Annotated in this window: 15 protein-coding genes and 2 pseudogenes; 4 read left to right on the top strand and 13 right to left on the bottom strand. The window is 35.5% G+C overall.

Features of this window, described 5'->3' with window-relative positions:
• Window positions 1-184 precede the first annotated feature (184 nt).
• Window positions 185-580: an aspartyl protease gene (locus F6K40_RS10075; protein WP_293134940.1), complete on the bottom strand. Its 396-nt coding sequence runs from the start codon at window positions 578-580 to the stop codon at window positions 185-187.
• Window positions 574-921 carry a hypothetical protein gene (locus F6K40_RS10070; RefSeq protein WP_293134937.1) on the bottom strand — a complete coding sequence of 116 codons (348 nt, stop codon included), beginning with the start codon at window positions 919-921 and terminating at the stop codon, window positions 574-576. Before F6K40_RS10070 ends, F6K40_RS10075 begins: the two co-directional genes overlap by 7 nt.
• A 220-nt stretch (window positions 922-1,141) precedes the next feature.
• On the opposite strand from F6K40_RS10070, the gene F6K40_RS10065 reads away from it, so the two are divergent.
• Window positions 1,142-1,912, top strand: coding sequence for a DUF4058 family protein (locus F6K40_RS10065; protein ID WP_293134934.1), 771 nt, complete (start codon window positions 1,142-1,144; stop codon window positions 1,910-1,912).
• Between the two features lie 435 nt (window positions 1,913-2,347).
• On the opposite strand, the pseudogene dnaK reads toward F6K40_RS10065, so the two are convergent.
• Together dnaK and F6K40_RS10055 are read right to left on the bottom strand one after the other, a co-directional pair.
• A pseudogene (dnaK, locus tag F6K40_RS10060) lies at window positions 2,348-3,592 on the bottom strand (molecular chaperone DnaK); the annotation flags it as partial.
• A gap of 316 nt (window positions 3,593-3,908) precedes the next feature.
• The gene (locus tag F6K40_RS10055) at window positions 3,909-5,720 is read right to left on the bottom strand and encodes a sodium:solute symporter family protein (RefSeq protein WP_293134932.1); all 1,812 of its coding nucleotides are present in this window, start codon (window positions 5,718-5,720) and stop codon (window positions 3,909-3,911) included.
• Window positions 5,721-7,202: 1,482 nt separating this feature from the next.
• On the opposite strand from F6K40_RS10055, the gene F6K40_RS10050 reads away from it, so the two are divergent.
• From F6K40_RS10050 to F6K40_RS10040, 3 genes are all read left to right on the top strand, one after another.
• Window positions 7,203-7,595, top strand: coding sequence for a response regulator (locus tag F6K40_RS10050; RefSeq protein WP_293134930.1), 393 nt, complete (start codon window positions 7,203-7,205; stop codon window positions 7,593-7,595).
• Between the two features lie 256 nt (window positions 7,596-7,851).
• A complete protein-coding gene (locus F6K40_RS10045) occupies window positions 7,852-9,996 on the top strand; it encodes an EAL domain-containing protein (RefSeq protein WP_293134927.1) in 2,145 nt (714 codons plus the stop codon).
• A gap of 68 nt (window positions 9,997-10,064) precedes the next feature.
• On the top strand, window positions 10,065-11,753 hold the full coding sequence (locus F6K40_RS10040) for a response regulator (protein ID WP_293134924.1): 1,689 nt from the start codon (window positions 10,065-10,067) through the stop codon (window positions 11,751-11,753).
• 618 nt (window positions 11,754-12,371) lie between these two features.
• Here F6K40_RS10040 and argF read toward each other — a convergent pair.
• The 9 genes and pseudogenes from argF to F6K40_RS09995 all read right to left on the bottom strand — a co-directional run.
• The gene (gene argF / locus F6K40_RS10035; RefSeq protein WP_293134921.1) at window positions 12,372-13,292 is read right to left on the bottom strand and encodes an ornithine carbamoyltransferase; all 921 of its coding nucleotides are present in this window, start codon (window positions 13,290-13,292) and stop codon (window positions 12,372-12,374) included.
• 725 nt (window positions 13,293-14,017) lie between these two features.
• Window positions 14,018-15,022, bottom strand: a complete 1,005-nt coding sequence (gene dusB, locus F6K40_RS10030) for a tRNA dihydrouridine synthase DusB (RefSeq protein WP_293134918.1) — start codon at window positions 15,020-15,022, stop codon at window positions 14,018-14,020.
• A 290-nt stretch (window positions 15,023-15,312) separates the two neighbouring features.
• Window positions 15,313-15,474: a hypothetical protein gene (locus tag F6K40_RS10025; RefSeq protein WP_293134915.1), complete on the bottom strand. Its 162-nt coding sequence runs from the start codon at window positions 15,472-15,474 to the stop codon at window positions 15,313-15,315.
• Complete coding sequence (locus tag F6K40_RS10020; protein WP_293134912.1) at window positions 15,446-16,432, bottom strand: RNA-guided endonuclease InsQ/TnpB family protein; 987 nt, start codon at window positions 16,430-16,432, stop codon at window positions 15,446-15,448. The genes F6K40_RS10025 and F6K40_RS10020 overlap by 29 nt, the downstream gene beginning before the upstream one ends.
• Window positions 16,433-16,543: 111 nt before the next feature.
• Window positions 16,544-16,936 (bottom strand): type II toxin-antitoxin system VapC family toxin, encoded by a 393-nt coding sequence (locus tag F6K40_RS10015; protein WP_293134909.1) that lies wholly within the window; start codon window positions 16,934-16,936, stop codon window positions 16,544-16,546.
• Entirely contained in the window at window positions 16,933-17,184 is a 252-nt protein-coding gene (locus tag F6K40_RS10010; protein WP_293134906.1) for a hypothetical protein, read from the bottom strand. The genes F6K40_RS10015 and F6K40_RS10010 overlap by 4 nt, the downstream gene beginning before the upstream one ends.
• 118 nt (window positions 17,185-17,302) lie before the next feature.
• The gene (locus F6K40_RS10005; protein WP_293134903.1) at window positions 17,303-17,665 is read right to left on the bottom strand and encodes a DUF5615 family PIN-like protein; all 363 of its coding nucleotides are present in this window, start codon (window positions 17,663-17,665) and stop codon (window positions 17,303-17,305) included.
• A gap of 2 nt (window positions 17,666-17,667) precedes the next feature.
• Window positions 17,668-17,895: a DUF433 domain-containing protein gene (locus tag F6K40_RS10000; RefSeq protein WP_293134900.1), complete on the bottom strand. Its 228-nt coding sequence runs from the start codon at window positions 17,893-17,895 to the stop codon at window positions 17,668-17,670.
• 243 nt (window positions 17,896-18,138) lie between these two features.
• A pseudogene (locus tag F6K40_RS09995) lies at window positions 18,139-18,361 on the bottom strand (DUF5615 family PIN-like protein); the annotation flags it as partial.

Raw genomic sequence — 18,361 nt, 5'->3', positions numbered from 1 at the left:
TTATCAATAAATGAGAGCAAGTTTTAAATATTTCAAATATAGTAATCGAAGCAAAGATTAGGACATTTCTAAATTCTGTTTGCGCAGCATTCCGTAGGAAAATCCTTTGATAGTTTACTATTCCCTATTCCCTATTCCCTATTCACGCTTCGCGTAGCGCTATACAACTTTGCTCCGAGAACTTTTATCTTGATAAATTTTTCATTTGTACAATTTTTGATAGCTTTAAAATTTGTTCTGGTTTATTGACAGTAAGTTCCATTATTTCTAACCATTGAGAACCAATTAAAAATTCAGGGACTTCCTGACCAACGTGAACTGGTATTGTCATTTGTTCTCCATCAATAATTATCAAACCTTGATGGATATCAAATGTCTCATTCCCTTTGGCAGTTTTCATTTCTATGTCAGGTGCAACTAAAGGCCACTGCAAGGCTTCTAAATCTTGAGAATTAATGGCTAACCATCCTGTGGTAAAACCAGTATCTAACAGAGTCTCTACCAAAAATTTCTCTCCAGTTACAGTAACTAATTCTATTTCAAAAAATAATTCGCCGTTATTTCCAAATTTACCTAACATGGTATTCTGCCACAAGCTCCTGTTTCATTCAGTCTATAAATAGTAAGTTGGACTTTACCATCTGGGTAATGGCTGCGGACTGTTTGAATTAAGTTTTCTAACGATGAGTCGATCATATATTCTTCTGTTTCTGGATCGACTGCTATAAAATAGTTGTAATATTTGTCTATTAATTGAGGGCGAAGTTTTTCAAAGACTGGTCGGGAACGGGCGCGAAATTCAGCTTTGATAGCTTTGCGTCTGGCTATTTCTTCAGGAGGTAATGTCTTTCCCGGGAATAATCTTGTCCGAAATTTTTGAGGTTTTTTTGGTTGAGCGATCGCTTCTTTTTCTATATCCATGATTAATAATTCCTAAATTGTCTGTGTGAACTTATTTACAGCAATGCATGAGGATGGTAAGGTACAGTGTAACACAGCCTTCAAGGCTGTAACAACCTGGAAGGTTGTGTTACCAAAATTAATAGTAAAGCTTTGTACCTCAGGCGCCTCCGAAACTACTGTAATATGAATTATAAATGATTAATTATCAATTATCAATTATCAATTATCCATTATCAAAATGCCATCACCATTTCCAGGAATGGACCCCTATCTAGAAGGTTATCTCTGGCCTGATGTCCACAATGCTCTGGCTAACAAAATTCGACAGCAACTGACTCCCCAACTTCGCCCCCGCTATGCTGCACGACTTGAAGTCTATGTTGTTGAGGATAATTTTCCAGAAAGCGAAGTTGGCATCCTTTATCCAGATGTGGAAGTTATGCAACTGCGACAACCTAAAACAACAAATATTACTCCGGGTACAGCGACTGCACTGACTCCACCTCTATCCCTACCTATTTTTCAACCTGTTCCGGTTCGCTTGAGTAATGTGCAGATTCGAGATACTGCTCAAAATATTTTGGTAACTTCCATTGAAGTGCTTTCCCCAGTCAACAAGCGCGAACCTGGTCTCAAAAAATATAGTCAGAAACGAAGAGGACTTTATGAAGCGGGGGTTCATCTAGTAGAAATAGATTTTTTGCGTCGAGGTACTCGCCCCTTTGCTCATCCTCAAATGCCAGAGGTTGCTTATGCTGTTGCTTTGACTCGTTCCCATGCTAATGTTATGGATGTTTGGCCTTTAAAGTTGCCGGATTTATTGCCTACTATTCCGATTCCGTTGCGATCGCCCGATCCAGATGTTGTTCTCAATTTGTCTGCTGCATTGAATGAGATTTATGATGAAGCTGCCTATGATTTATCTATAAATTATCAGGAAGTACCGCCGCCACCTGTTTTGTCTAAGGAGGAAAGGGGGTGGATAGAAAGTGTATTGGGTAGTTATTGATACAGGGCTTTCTACTGTTATTAGGTATACGCTGAAGCGGGATTAATGGAAACACAACTCCTATAATAGAGAAAAAGGCTAACCACCATTCTCTAGTGCTTCACCCGAAGTGGAATTAATGGAAACATAGAAATCGGTTTAATAAAAATTGAGGTTTTTAGCTCTAGTACTTCAGCCGAAGTGGAGGCTACAGTCGTTACCTCCACCATAACTCGCCTTTGAGTTTTACTCCGAAATTAACAACTGCTCAAATTCATCAAGGGAAAGAATCACAAGAGCTTGAATGTGAAGCCGATCCAAAAATGCTACATTGTCAATCTTATTAATAGCATAGACCATCAATTTTGGAAGTTTCTGGAACCTGAACTCTAAGACTCGCAACAAGCACTCGCGGGCTTTGTTCAAGGCTCCCCGATGGGTTCCCCGTCGCATGGCTCGTGTTTCTATAGCAGTGTTACTGGGAATAGTTTTAGTCATTGTTCCACCCAGAGTTTCCACACCCAAAGATAGAGGAGTAAAGTCTAACAAGAGGATATCTTTAACTTCACCTGCTAATACACCAGCTTGGATAGCAGCACCAACAGCTACCACTTCATCAGGGTTCACACTTTTGCTTGGTTCTTCACCTAAGACTGCCTTGACAATTTCTTGAACTGCTGGAATTCGAGTGGAACCACCAACTAATACTACTTCGTCAATAGCTTTTGCACCTAACGTGGCATCCCGGATAGCATTTTCTACAGCAATTCGACAGCGATCGATGAGGTCGAAACATAGACCTTCAAACTCTGCTCTGGTAAGGGTTAGCTCCAAGTGTTTAGGCCCATCTTTGTTAGCAGTAATAAATGGTAGGTTAATTTCTGCTTGGGTAACGCTGGAAAGTTCAATCTTGGCTTTTTCTGCTGCTTCTGTTAAACGTTGTAGTGCTTGTTTATCTGTACGAAGTTCTATATCTTCTGCTTTCTTGAACTCAGTAGCCAGATAATCAACAATTTTCTTATCAAAGTCATCACCACCAAGGTGAGTATCGCCAGAAGTCGCTAATACTTCAAATACACCGTCACCTACTTCTAGGATAGAAACGTCGAATGTACCACCACCAAGATCAAATACTAAAATAGTTTCGTTACTGTTTTTATCTAATCCATAAGCTAAAGAGGCTGCGGTTGGTTCGTTAATAATCTGCAGCACTTCTACACCAGCAATTGTACCAGCATCTTTGGTTGCTTGTCTTTGGGAGTCATTGAAGTAAGCAGGTACGGTAATTACCGCTTGCGTTACTTGTTCGCCAAGATACTTACTAGCATCCTTGATAAGTTGGCGCAGCACCTGAGCTGAAATTTCTTCGGGAGCAAATTGTTTTCCTAATGCTGGGCAATCTAATTTAACATTACCGTTGACATTCAAAACCTTATAGGAAACTTCAGTAGTTTCGTGGCCTACTTCGTCAAATCTACGTCCGATGAACCGCTTTACTGAATAGAAGGTATTTTGGGGGTTCATTACCGCTTGACGTTTAGCAATTTGACCCACCAGTTGTTCTTCTTTTTTGCCATAAGCTACTACAGAATGGGTTGTACGAAAACCTTTTGCATTACCGATGACTGTAGGTTTACCACCTTCCATAACAGCAACACAGGAGTTTGTTGTACCTAAGTCAATTCCGACTACTTTTGCCATAACAGTTTTTTTGCTCCATTTATTACAATATTTTTGCTTATTTGTCAATCCTGTTTGATTGACTTAACTTAAAGACTAATATTTACAGCAGTTTTCATTTCGGGAGACCACGAGGACGAATGGCCATTTATCCCTACAGGGTTTTGGTTGCGACGATTGGAAAGGGACTGTCTTGGTTCCTAGTTGTATCAAAAAAGCGATCGCTTTCCTGAAACTGGTAGAGAGCGATCGCCCCAAACCTCACTTAATAAACTTAACGCTCTCCTGTCTACTAATTTCTTCTGACTCCTGACTCCTGTCTCCTGACTCCTAAAGACTACAACAAATCATCATCATCCAATCCCGGCCTTGGCATCGGTAAAATTTTCGACTTATTAAGTTGTCGCAACCACATCCAACTGCAAACACCAATAATCAGGAATATCCAACCAATATTTGGCTGCAGCAAAACGAAACCACCAGTCGCCAACAACGCTCCAAACAACAATAATATTGATGCCAAAACTCTCTGCAAATCTTTACCCAAATTTTGTGCCGGAGCTAAACCAGTCTTTTCCCTTTGCCGTTCCCAACCAGGCCCTCCGGGGAGCGATCGCCGATAAAATTCCTCTAAAGTTTCCTCTGACTCTTGGGGTGCGACGAACATTGCTACCACCCACAAAACTGTCACGGTGACGGTAATAAACATAATCCGCAAACCAAAATCTTCTATTTTGAAAGCAGGAACTAAACTGGTTGTCATCCCTACAAAAAAGCTAGCAACGATAGCGGTTAATTCTGCTGCTGCATTCACGCGCCACCAAAACCAACGTAATATTAATACTAAACCGGAACCTGTGCCGATCGCTATGACTAACCTAAATACTGTCGCCACATCTGTCGCAAAAAATGCAGCAGTTCCTCCTAAAACTGTTACTAATAAGGAAGAAAGTCGCCCTACCAAAACTAATTCTGGTTGAGTTGCATCAGGTTTAATAAATCTGCGATATAAATCGTTAGTAATAAAGGAAGCACCCCAGTTAATAGAAGTAGAAACGGTACTCATAAATGCTGCGACTAAAGAGGCAACAACTAAACCTAAAATTCCTGGGGAAAGAAAGTCAATCATTAACTTGGGATAACCCAATTCTTTGTCTTCTAAATTAGGGTAAATAACGATAGAAGCTAAAGCAACTAAAATCCAAGGCCAGGTTCTAATAACATAGTGCATTATATTAAATAACCAAGCTGCTTTTTCCGCCTCTGTTTCATTTTTAGCAGCAGCAAATCTTTGTACAAATTCTCCACCTCCATCACTCCTTCTCCAAGACCACCATTGAATAGCAATATAAGCAAAAAATGTACTAGCAGTTATGCCCGCTGTTTTGCTAAAAGTAATCCAAGAATTGCCATCTCCACCAATAGTTAAAGGTGAAAGAGATAAAATATCTTTATCTGGCACAACTTCAGGAATTTTAGTTATTAATTCTTGGATTCCACCCACACTATTAACAGCAAAAATTGCCACAATAATTGCCCCAAAAAGTGCTAGAAAAAATTGGAAAAAATCCGTAGCAACTACTCCCCATAAACCAGATAAACCAGCATAAATTAAAACAAATATACTGACACCAATAACACTGAATAATTTGAGATTATTTTCACCAGCATCAATACCTAAACTTTGCCAAATTTCCAAAGCTTCAACAACTTTAACCATAGCCAACATAGCATAACCAATAGCAATACAATTCATGGGAATAGCAAAGATAAAAGCCTTAACTCCTCGGAGAATAGCAGCCATATTTCCGCCGTAACGAATTTCAGTTAATTCTGCATCAGTAATAACCTCCGAACGTCGCCACATTCTAGCAAAAATATAAATCATAATTACATGAGAAATAGCAAAAGTCCACCATTCCCAATTACCAGCAATACCTCGGTTAGCCACAACTCCTGTAATGTAGAGTGGGGTATCTATAGAGAAGGTTGTAGCTGCCATACTTGTACCCGTTAACCACCAAGGAAGCGATCGCCCAGAAACAAAAAAGTCTGCCAAACTTTTTGCGCCTTTGCGAGATAGATATAGCCCCATCCACATAGTTAAAATGAGGTATAGTAAAACAATTAGCCAATCAATTAGTTGCATAGTTCCATAAATTTATAGTTAACAAGTAATCTCTTTATAGTTTACTGTTTTTCATAGATAGTTTTCAGCTTAAGAATACCACATCATGCTACGATATAAATTGACATTTTCTATGGAATAAACCTCTCCTGAAAATCAACTTGCCCTTTATTTAATATCGACTATAATTGTAAAAGTCACCTTCCGAAATCATTTTTCGTATCTTTTTCGTGAAAATATATTCCCTGTTCCCAGTTAAGTGTTCCCAGTTAAGTGTTCCCTGCTTTGGCAAAAAATCTATATCTTTTTCAGAGATGTCTAATATTTAGATTAAACTATTTTGTCCCAAAAAAATAAACCTATAGTTCATTAATGGATAATGGATAATTACCTCTCCCTAAAAGGGAGAGGATTGACTAAAAGGAAAAAATTTATTTCTCTTGGTCGATTGGATATGGCGCCGGTAACCCATCCATCCCATCCTACGGACTGCTCCCCAAACGACCGCTTTTTCCCCTAAAAAAAAGGAGGCTAATAAAGCTGAATAATTAATAATTAATAATTATTAATTATTCGGTAAATTTTTTCTTCATGCTTAACCAAAAAAAAGTCTCAAGTATCCCCCTTTTAAGGGTATGAAAAAAATCCTAGATTCAGTATTTCAAGTCTCTGGTATAAGTCAAAGGTACTGATAACTGTTAACTGAAATGACATCGGCTTAATCTACTATTTAGTGAAATATAATATATTTGAAACAAGTGGTTTTACCTAAGTCCTATGGTTAATAGTATTAAGAAATTTTTTATCTGTTTTTTATACTTATATAAAATCCGGTTATATAGTAATTGCCAAATTACTTCCTTTTAATACAGATATTTTATTGAAGACGAATTTAATAAATTCATGCTATTCAAATCCTTTCTTTCTCCTGAGGACTGAGGACTGACTGCTTTTAATACAGATATTTTATTGAAGACAAATTTAATAAATTCAATAGTATAGTTCAAATCCTTTCTTTCTCCTGAGGACTGAGGACTGAGGACTGACTGCTTTTAATACAGATATTCTATTGAAGACAAATTTAATAAATTCAATAGTATAGTTCAAATCCTTTCTTTCTCCTGAGGACTGAGGAGTAAGGACTGACTCCTCAGAGATATGATAACTAATTACCCGGATTTTATATTATGCCGATTTACTTGAAAAATGTCACAAATAGTTTCAAACTACATAAGTGAAATAATTTATTGAAACTACTGTAACTACTGTATTATCAAAATTTTCAGCCTACATAATTTCAAGGCATGACTTTTAAATTTTGACTTTTAACTTCCGTGAAATAGTATTACTAGGAGGGGAAAGTGATTTGGAGATATTAACTAACTTATGATAGTATTGTGACATAGATAAATGCGAAAAAAATCAACAAAATCCGACCAAGAAGTATATAGTATGATTATTTGTATCAAATGAAATAAAAAACTAATACTCAAGGGAAAAAAAATGAAAAGAATAATGATTGTAGATGATGAGCCAGACACCCAATATTTATTCAGTAGAAAATTCAAAAAACAACTTAAAGAAGGGCAAATAGAATTTGTTTTTGCGATGTCAGCTAATGAAGCATTGTCATACCTCGAATCACAGGAAAATCTATTCATAGATTTAGTAATATGCGATATTAATTTACCGGAAATGAATGGTTTAGAACTACTGAAAAAAATTAAAGAAAAAGATCCTAATATAAATGTATTTATCCTAACTGCTCATGGCTATGATGAAAACTATAAATTAGCTAAAGAATCTGGAGCAAGTGAATATTTAGTTAAACCAATTGATTTTGCTCAACTTAAAGAAAAATTGTTTAATTTAGAGTTGATTTATAAATTGAATTAAAACTATAATAGAGATGATATTTGAATAATTGGCTTGAGTAAGCTGAATTTTACCGAAAAAATCAGGTTAAAAGCCTCTCCTTTCAAGGAAAAAAAAATTCCTTTTAACCAATTCTCTTTTTTTTAAGAAGAGGTAATAATTAATAATTAATAATTAATTATTAATTATTACCTCTTTTGCAACCTACTCAGTCTCTTAAGATTTACTCGATCAATTAACTCTTATAGTAAAAAATATTAATTTAATTATAAAGATTATGTTAGCCAAGATCCTTGTGGTTGATGATGAACCAGATTTAGAATTATTAATTTCTCAGAAATTCAGGAAAAGAATTAAACAGGAAGAACTCGAGTTTGTTTTTGCTCATAATGGTGTAGAAGCTCTAGAAATAATTGAAAATGAGCCAGATATAGACCTAATATTTACTGATATTAATATGCCCAAAATGGATGGGCTAACTTTATTAACAAAGCTATCAGAAATAGAATGGTTGACTATTAAAACAGTAATTATTTCTGCTTATGGCGATTTAAAAACAATTAGAAAAGCTATGAATCTAGGTGCTTTTGATTTTTTAACTAAGCCATTAGATTTATATGATTTAGAAATTACTCTGAATAAAACACTAAATGCTATACAACATAGCAGAGAAGCACTAAAACAAAAAAAGTTAGTAGAGCAAGCCCATGCAGAATTATTAAAACAACAAACATTGCGTGAAAGTGAAAAAAGATTTAGAGCATTAATTGAAAATTCCATTGATATAATTATGATTTTAAATCCTGATGGCAATGTTATTTATTCTAGTCCATCTGCCCAGAGATTTTTAGATAATTTTGATGAAAATAATTTGAATATATCAATTTTTAACATTATTCATGCAAATGACCGTCAGTTAGTCAAACATACTTTGCAAAAAGTCGTCAAAAATTCATCAGAACAACAGTATATAAAAGAATTTAAAATCAAAAATGAGCAAAATAAATGGCAAATATTTGAAGCAGTATTTACCAACTTAACTTCGGACAGTTATATAGAAGGAATAGTTGTTAACTGTCATAACATTACAGACAGAAAAATAGCAGAAGAAAAACTACTTTATGATGCCTTCCATGATTCCCTAACTAAATTACCAAATAGGTTTTTATTTATGGATAGACTATCTCATGCTTTTGCTAGATATCAGAGACATTCTCAAAATCAGTTTGCTGTAATTTTTATAGATTTAGATCGGTTTAAGATAGTTAATGATAGTCTAGGACATTTAGCAGGAGATCGACTAATTATAGAAGTAGCTAATCGACTTAAAAAAGATATGCACCATGATGATAGTGTAGCCAGAATGGGAGGAGATGAATTTGCTATATTATTGGAATATGTTAAATCTGAAGAAAACGCTGAATATGTAGCTCAAAGAATTCAAAAATTGCTACAGTTACCATTTTATATTAATAATCAAAAAGTTTATACTAGCGCTAGTATTGGTATTGCGTTAAACAATAAAGATTATAAAAATCCTACAGATATCCTCAGAGATGCAGATACAGCTATGTATCGTGCTAAAACTTTAGGAAAAGCTCGTCAGGAAGTTTTTAATACATCAATGTATGCTGATAATTTAGCACAACTTAAGTTAGAAATAGACCTGAGACAAGCTTTACAAAGGAATGAATTAGAGTTATATTATCAACCAATAATTCTTTTAGAAACAGGTTTAATTTGTGGCTTTGAAGCATTACTTAGATGGCAACATCCAGAACGAGGAATGATTTCTCCAAATGAGTTTATTCCTATGGCAGAAGAAACAGGATTAATTATCCCTATTGGTTGGTGGACGTTGCAACAAGCTTGTCACCAAACTTATAATTGGCAACAACAATTTTCTCTTCAGTCTTTAACAATTAGTGTTAATCTTTCTGGCAGACAATTTTCTCAATCTAAACTTGTAGAAAAAATTGATCAAATTTTAGATCGTACCTGTTTAGATCCTCATAGTTTGAAGTTAGAAATTACTGAAACTACAATAATGGAAAATGAGCAAATTGTGATGGGAATATTATCAGAACTAAAAGCGATGAATGTACAGTTAAATATTGACGATTTTGGTACTGGTTATTCTTCATTAAGTCGCCTGCGTAACTTTCCTATTGATACTCTGAAAATTGACCGTTCTTTTGTAATGACAATGGATGCTGAATCAGAAAATTTAGAGATTACAAAAGCAATTATTAGTATGGCTAGTAATTTAGAAATAGACGTGATTGCTGAAGGTGTGGAAACAGCCACTCAACTAGCTTTGTTGAGAGACCTAAAATGTAAATATGGACAAGGGTACTTCTTTTCCAAACCTGTTGACAGTTCCGAAGCAACTAAATTAATTGCAGCAGCTAAAAAATGGTAAACTAAAAGTTATCCCAGCTAGTTTTTTGACTATATGGGTAATACAATCTTCAAACTAAAATTAAAGGTATGCCAGCAAAAATACTGGTTGTGGATGATGAACCATCCTTTAAATCAATAATCAACCAAAAGTTCAGAAAAAACATTAAGAAAAAAGACCTAGAATTTATTTTTGCTTCTAATGGTTTAAAAGCTCTAGAAAAGTTACAAGCTGAACCAGACATAGATATTATATTGACTGATATTAGTATGCCAGAAATGGATGGTATTGCCTTACTATCTACTCTTTCTGATATTAATCATCCTACACTTAAAACAGTAGTTATTTCTGCTTCTAGCGATTTAGCTCTTGTCAGAAAAGCCATGAATTTAGGAGCTTTTGATTTCTTAACTAAACCCATTGATTTAGAAGATTTAGAAATTACAGTTAATAAAACTATAAATTATGTTCAAAGGTTAAAAGATGCCCTGAAACTGGAACATTTAATAGAAGCAGCTCAAAATTTATATGACAGTGAAAAAAGACTAGAAAAATTCTTAGAAACTTTACCAGTAGGAGTATTTGTAGTTGATGCTGATGGTAAACCTTTCTACACTAATCAAACTGCACAAAATATATTTTGCAAAGGGATAATAGCTGATACTACTCCACAACAAATTCCCGAAATTTATCAACTTTATTTAGCAGGAACAGAAGAGTTTTATCCTTATGAACAACAGCCAATATTTCAAGCTTTAAAAGGGGAAAATGCTAGAGTTGATAATATGGAAATTCGTCAAGGGGAAAAGATAATTCCTGTAGAAGTATCAGCAAGTCCAATCTTTGATGATAGTGGTAAATTAATTTATGCGATCGCCACTTTTCAAGACATTACAGAAAGAAATAAAGCTGAAGCAGAAAGGATTCAATTTACTAAACAACTAGAACTTAAAAATACTGAATTATCTAAACTTAATCAATCATACAGTCGCTTTGTGCCAAAGCAGTTTCTCCGCTCTTTAGGACATGAAAGTATTGTCGAAGTTTCTTTGGGTGAATCTGTACAAAAGGAGATGTCAATTTTATTTTCTGATATTCGCTCTTTTACCACCCTTTCGGAAAGCATGACTTTAACAGAAAATTTTAAATTTATTAATTCTTATCTTTCTCGTATGGAACCTCTAATTACTGATAATTATGGTTTTATTGATAAATATATTGGTGATGCGATTATGGCACTATTTGGTAGGTGTCCTGACGATGCGGTTCAAGCTGCTTTAGGGATGCTTTTAGAACTAAATAAATACAACTTTCTTCGGAAAGGATATAATAAATCACCTATTAAAATTGGGATTGGAATTAATACAGGTTCCTTAATGTTAGGAACAGTTGGTGGAATTAATAGAATGGATACTACTGTAATTAGTGATGCTGTAAATTTAGCTTCTCGTCTACAAGATTTAACCAAAGTTTATGGTGCTTCTTTAATTATTAGTCAACATACCTTTTTTGCTCTTAATGATTATAGAAAATATAATTACAGATTTCTTGGTCAAGTGCAAGTTAAAGGCAAAAAAGATGCAGTATCTTTATTTGAATTTTTTGATGCAGATCCGCCAGAAGTTATCGAATTTAAAATACAAACTAAAACATTATTTGAGCAAGGGGTTATTAGTTACTACTCTCAACAAAAGGAACAAGCAACTCAAATATTTCAGAGAATTATCAATTTAAACAATCAAGACAAAGCTGCTTATTTCTATCTTAAAGATAATTAATAATTAATAATTAATAATTAATAATTAACAATTAATAATTAACAATTAATAATTATTAATTAGGGCTTGCTGAATAAATATCTCAAGCTGATCAACTAAAGATTTGAGCCATTATCTGTGTGAAAAAAGTGCCAGTTTTTTGCTCTCGTGAGCTGCAAAAAGCAAGGATGATAAGAAGATAAAACGGGAAGTTTTGAGAAATAATTTTTCCAATTAGATTCTCTCAATCTATGATTTCTAATGACTACTGACTACTAGAAACAGCAAAAAGACTTTTTCAGCAAACCCTAATTAATTATTACTTCTTCTGTAATAGAAGGATTGGTTAAAAAGAATTTTTTGGTTCTCAAGGAGAGATTGGATCTGGTTAGATAACCCATCCATCCCATCCTACTCCAAGCTCCGCTTTTCATGTCGGCAACAGCCGAAGTACGTTTGCCTAAGCATTCCGATAGGAAAGTTATGCGTAGCAAAACGACCGCTTTTTTCTCCTTGAAAGGAGAGGCTTTAAACCAGAATTTTTAGGTAATTAATTTTGCATAACTACTTAACTATTAACTATTAACTATTAACTATTAATTAATAATTATTAATTATTAATTATTAATTATTAATTATTTAATCACTACCTAAAAGACTTACCAATAAAGCTTTTTGAGCATGCATTCTATTTTCTGCTTGATCCCAAACTCGCGATCGCTCCCCTTCCATAACTCCATCAGTAATTTCTTCATCTCGATGTGCTGGTAAACAATGTAAAACTATCGCATCATCTGCTGCACTTTCTAACAACTTTTCATTAACTTGATAAGGTTGAAAAATGGGAATTCTATTATTAGCTTCCTGCTCTTGTCCCATACTTGCCCAAACATCAGTATAAAGCACTTGAGCATCCTGAACTGCTACCTGGGGATCTTCAGTAACTACAACCTCACTTTTGCCATTAGCAATAGTCTTTGCTTGCTCCATAATTTCCATATTTGGATGATAATTTGTTGGAGTTGCTATTCTCACATTCATTCCTACCATTGCACAACCCAACAGTAAAGAATTTGCCACATTATTACCATCGCCAAAATAACTTAAAGTTATTCCATCCAGCTTGCCAAAACATTCTTGAACCGTCAATAAATCAGCCAATATCTGACAGGGATGTTCCCTATCTGTCAGGGCATTAATAACAGGAACTTTGGCATAATTGGCAAAAGTTTCTAAGTCTTTTTGTTCAAAAGTCCGAATTGCTAAAATATCTAAATATCGGTCTAAAACTCTAGCAGTATCAACTAAAGGTTCTCCCCGACTAACTTGAGTAACATTAGGATTCAAATCAATAACTTGACCTCCCAATTGATACATTGCCACGGTAAAACTTACCCTGGTTCTTGTTGATGCTTTAGAAAATAAAAGTCCTAATACTTTATTGCATTTAAGATTAATTTTGCCAGATTTTAGTTCGGCTGCTAACTGTAAAAGTTCTGTCAATTCATCAGAACTCAAATCTGCCAGACTTAATAAATCTCGTCCTTTTAATTTATCCATAATTTAGGGAATAGGGAATAGGGAATAGGGAATAGGGAATAGGGAAGAGAGATTAGTCAGGACTTACGCAAAGAAACCCGGTTTCTAAGGTAAATCATTGTTTTTGACAATAAACATCTACGAGAAACCGGGTTTCTGGGTTCGTCTGCGTAAGTCCTGTTAGTATTAAACTGTACCTCACTATCCTCATCCGTTGCTGTAAAACTACCTTGAGAAATTCTCAACCTACTGGAATAAAAATTTTTTATTGTTTTTAATGAGGATAGTTTGACACTCCCTATGTATTTATAGCCAAGATTTTATAATGTCTTTATAGGAAATAGGGAATAGGGAAGAGAGATTAGTATTAAACTGTACCTCACTATCCTCATGCATTGCTGTAAAACTACCTTGAGAAATTCTCAACCTACTGGAATGAGGATAGTTTGACACTTCCCAACTATTTATAGCCAAGATTTTATAATGTCTTTATTAAGGTATCTAGACAGAATTAATTTAATATTTGCAGGAAGTAGGTCATTTCAGTTATCAGTTATCAATACCTCTGGCTGAACCTAGAGGCTTGACATCAGGAATATTCTCTTTTTTTATCCCCTTAAAAGGGGAGGCACATCCCCTTTTTTTTCGGTAAAAAATTATCAGTTTTGTAGCTTTTTCTTGATAATAAGAGGTCATTATTAATTATTAATTGTTAATTGTTAATTATTAATTGTTGAACCCTACTCCTATAGATTTTCAATTACCTTATCAATCAAATCACAACCTTGTGCCACAGTTTCCACCTTTGCCAACTTACCCCGCAACTCACCTGCTCCCGGAAAACCCTTAGAATACCAAGTCAAATGCTTACGAGCTTGACGAATTCCCCGATCACCTTTATACTCCCATAATGCTTGTAAATGCTCTTTAGCACATTCCAGCTTTTCCACTGGAGTCGGCGCTACTTTTTCAACACCATTTTTCAAAAAATAATCAATTTCTCCTACCAAAAAAGGATAACCCAAAGTACCACGGGAACACATTACCCCATCCGCTCCAGTTTCCTCCAAACAACGTATGGCAGCATCCACAGAAAAAATATCCCCATTTGCAATAACTGGAATAGAAAGAATTTCCTTAACTTTAGTAATCCATTCCCATCTTGCAGGGCCATTATATCCTTGGGCACGAGTCCGGCCATGTAAAGTTAACATTTCAGCACCAGCATCTTCCATTCTTTTTGCAAATTCTAGAATATTAATTTCTTGATTACTCCAACCAATTCTTGTTTTTACAGTAACAGGAACAGGAACAGCTTTAACAACTTTACTAACAATTTCTCCAGCTAATTCTGGCTGTCTTAATAAAGAAGAACCCCCGCCATTTTTTGTGATTTTATTAACAGGACAACCCATATTAATATCAACAGTATCAGCTCCTTCTTTTACAGCCATTTCTGCTGCTTCTGCCAAAAAATCTGGGCGACAATCAAATAATTGAATACTTATTGGTCGCTCATTATTATCAACCTCCATGATTTGAGGTAATTCTTTCACATAATGTAACCCCGTAGCATTTACCATTTCAGTGTACATCATTGATTCTGGAGCATGACGACGTACTAGGCGACGAAATACTAAGTCTGTTACTCCTGATAATGGTGATTGAAGCACGCGACTTTTTACTTCAAAGTTGCCAATTTTTAGTGGAGTAGCTAATTTTTGTTTTAATTTAGGAGATAGAACAGTCATTTCAGTTATCAGTTATCAGTTATTAGTTATCAGTTCCTTCTGCTGAAGTAGGAGGCAAGAAAATCCGAAATTTCCTTTTTTATCCTCGAAAGAGCGATCGCCCCTTCTTCATCTAGGAGTCTTGGGGTATCAGTTGCCAGCTAATTTTCTCTCAGCAAGGCATTAAACCGTACGAATAAAACTGTAGAAAATCGTTGCAGCTAAATTCTTGATATTGGATTAACCAATATTGGCTGTACGGCACAGCTCACTATTCCCTCGGCAGTAAATGCCTCTGGGAATTTCTTGTCTTAAATTTGAAGAGAGCCATTGATATCGGCATTAATTACAAAACCCGTTCCACTTCTAAACAAACCGCGTTTGACTCGTTTTCCCCCATAATTCTCATGGCGTCTGGGCAATTCTAGGTCAAGTGCAGAAGTTTTACTGGTGTAACAATCTTTCAGTTTCAATAACTTTGATGCCAACCAGTTGACACTTATAAGTTATCTGTTGAATTAGCTTAGAGTGCGGTATTTGGGTAAAGTTTTGATTGTTTTTTTTACCGATGTTTGCACCTTGTTTCCAGTTATCATTTTTGCCTATAACTACAGTACCAATTCTGTTAGTGACTAAATAATTAACCACTAACTTGCTGGTGTTATGCAGATAATTCTCCACAAAACGATTTCTATGATAACTTAATGCTTCTATCTTACGACTGGTTTTTCTGTTGCCTTTGAGATGACTTTGGTACTTCGCTTTACGCTTATTATACAGTTGATTGACACTTTTTAGTGGCTTCCCGTTAATCAGCAGTGGTTTGACACCAGGCTTATTTGTAGATAGAGCAACTAATCGGTCAATTCCTAAATCTATTCCTGCTACATATGTGGACTCCATCCGTGGTTGGGATGTTTTTTCATATACTACCTCAATTATATAGCAACCAGTGGCAGGTACTATCCTAACTTCAACTATAGTTTCCACAACTACAGGTATTTTGATCTCACTCATTGATAAGTGACAAATACCATTTTTCAAAGGAGCTTTATAGACTGATTCCTTTGAATAGATAACTACATTTCTACCTTTGGTTTTATCCTTATATTTGGGTATTTTGGGCTTACCCAAAAACTTACAGGGATGTTTTGACCATTCTTTTATAGCTTGAAAATAACCACGCCAAGTTGCAATCAAGCATTTGATTATTTGTTTTGATACTTTAGTTGGTAGTGTTCTGTAAGCATCACTATCTTTAGTCACATGATACAGTTTAGTTAGACACAGACTTTTACCAGTACAGAAAAAATGCTGACGACAGTAATAGTTGGCCAAATTGTACAAGTTTTTTGACTTAAAAGCCAAATCATCGCACAACTGCCAATACTGGTGTGCTTGTCTAATAATATGTCTGTCAACAACTCTCATTGGACTCTCAACTCCCACTCGACCCATGTGGTAACAAAAGTTAATTCTATTATCTTAGAACACTTTTATTGATTTTACAACTATTTTCTACGGTTTAAGTTTAACAGTTAATTACCCTTCTTGAGTAAAATGGCGATCGTAAGTCATTATTTCCCATAAGTTCTGTTCTTTCATAACTATCATAGAAGCGCAGTCTGTAAGACTATAACCTTTGTCCAGTCGTTGTTGGTAAAATTTCATTGCCTTCTCGAACTGTTCGGCAGTTTGGGGAATAATTTCTATGTTTGGATCAGCACGCAAAGCTTCAACGATGTCTATTGCAACCTGTCGTAGGTATTCTCCTCGGTTAGAGAAAGCATTGAGTAACTCAGTTAGTACCATTTCGGTAGTTACGCCAAGATAGACACCATTACTTTCGGAAACTGCGAGAGCTTTATCGTGTAAATCGTCGCGCTCGTCTGCGAGAGCTTGAAAATAAGAAGTATCTAAAAATATCCGTTTCACTCTTCTGTTGGCAATCCATACATATAGCTTTCAAAGTTGCGAGCAAAATCTGTTGGCAGTTTTTCCCATTCCTCCCGAGGTACTTGAGCGCCTATTTCTTGGATTTTCTGCCAGAAGGGTTTTGCCACAGGTTCTGTATGAGATTTTTCCGAGGCAATCTTTTCTAGGATTAGACTGGCAATACCATCCTGTTCTGATTCAGGAAGTTGGGCTAGGGCAGCGATCGCCTCTTCTAATAGTTTGGTCATTTTTTGATTGGTTTTCTAGTGGTTATTTTTCAGAGTAGCGCGATGGCGTTAATTTTGTCAAGGTGGTTTGGGGCGATCGCTCTCTACCAGTTTCAGGATAGCGATCGCCATCCCATTGTTAGCCATTGCGGATGCGTACTCTGTCTGCTTCAACAATTGCCAATTTCCCTGGTAACTGTTCGAGAATTTGCTCTTGTTGCAAAAAACTTTCTATCAAACTGAGAATGTAAGCAACAGTAACATTGCTTGGTATGTAAAAAATTACAATTCCTCGATATTCTTTGGGAGGATAGTTGCGAATATCGGCAAAGTCAAAATCACCTGTTAGCAGGCACAACCCACGTTCTTTTGCTATTGCTGCAATTTGTGAATCTTCTGCACCTCTCAAACCAATGTCCCGTGCATCGATACCTTCATGTTTGTACTTTTGCAGTATCTTAGCTGTAGAACGGGGTAAATCTTCGTCTATTAAAAATCGCACGGCTACCCTCTGACTGGCAATGGATAAAATTCTTGTTCTTCAATTAAGTTGGTAGCGTAGCTGAGGCAAGCTAGAACATCTTCGGTGCTGATTTCATATTCGGTGCATAGTTCTTCTACTGTCATACCTCCTGCGAGTCCTCCAATAATTCGGGTAATTGGTATTCTGGTTCCTTTGATTATTGGTTTACCGGGATGGATTTTGGGGTCGATAATGATTCGGTTTTTCATCAGCTTTGTTGTCTAAATTGATACGATTATATCTCAAAAATCCAGATTTAGTCAATTATTTTTTTTAACAATGTTTTACTCAGATAGGTATGGAAAAAGCGATCGCTCTCTACCACTTTCAGGAAAGCAAGCGCTTTGATAGCAGTTTTCACACTGTAGGGGCGATTTCCTGCGGAATGGCGCCAAGGCGAATCGCCCCTACAGGATTTTGTTTATAACAGTAAAGTATTAATACACAATTTACTATCGACGAATCGGTAAATGAGTAATATAATCTTGATATTCATCATCTGAGGATACTAAGGCAATCAAAATTAACTCATCAATAGTCTCGCCTACGCTCATTTTCGGATTGAGGATAAAAATTCCTGGTACATGACGATCGGCACTTAAATGAGCCGTTAAATGGGGTGGCATGGATGTGCGGTTGTTAGTAACTAGCACAAAACCATGTTCCTCACACCAA

It is taken from the genome of Okeania sp. SIO3I5 (assembly GCF_010672085.1).
Taxonomy (GTDB): Bacteria; Cyanobacteriota; Cyanobacteriia; order Cyanobacteriales; family Microcoleaceae; genus Trichodesmium.
This window is presented reverse-complemented; position numbering and strand designations above follow the sequence as displayed.

Bases quoted from the DNA above. Each gene is read 5' to 3' on its own strand.
- F6K40_RS10075 (WP_293134940.1), bottom strand. From the start codon at position 580: ATGTTAGGTAAATTTGGAAATAACGGCGAATTATTTTTTGAAATAGAA.
- F6K40_RS10070 (WP_293134937.1), bottom strand. From the start codon at position 921: ATGGATATAGAAAAAGAAGCGATCGCTCAACCAAAAAAACCTCAAAAA.
- F6K40_RS10065 (WP_293134934.1), top strand. From the start codon at position 1,142: ATGCCATCACCATTTCCAGGAATGGACCCCTATCTAGAAGGTTATCTC.
- F6K40_RS10055 (WP_293134932.1), bottom strand. From the start codon at position 5,720: ATGCAACTAATTGATTGGCTAATTGTTTTACTATACCTCATTTTAACT.
- F6K40_RS10050 (WP_293134930.1), top strand. From the start codon at position 7,203: ATGAAAAGAATAATGATTGTAGATGATGAGCCAGACACCCAATATTTA.
- F6K40_RS10045 (WP_293134927.1), top strand. From the start codon at position 7,852: ATGTTAGCCAAGATCCTTGTGGTTGATGATGAACCAGATTTAGAATTA.
- F6K40_RS10040 (WP_293134924.1), top strand. From the start codon at position 10,065: ATGCCAGCAAAAATACTGGTTGTGGATGATGAACCATCCTTTAAATCA.
- argF (WP_293134921.1), bottom strand. From the start codon at position 13,292: ATGGATAAATTAAAAGGACGAGATTTATTAAGTCTGGCAGATTTGAGT.
- dusB (WP_293134918.1), bottom strand. From the start codon at position 15,022: ATGACTGTTCTATCTCCTAAATTAAAACAAAAATTAGCTACTCCACTA.
- F6K40_RS10020 (WP_293134912.1), bottom strand. From the start codon at position 16,432: ATGAGAGTTGTTGACAGACATATTATTAGACAAGCACACCAGTATTGG.
- F6K40_RS10010 (WP_293134906.1), bottom strand. From the start codon at position 17,184: ATGACCAAACTATTAGAAGAGGCGATCGCTGCCCTAGCCCAACTTCCT.
- F6K40_RS10000 (WP_293134900.1), bottom strand. From the start codon at position 17,895: ATGAAAAACCGAATCATTATCGACCCCAAAATCCATCCCGGTAAACCA.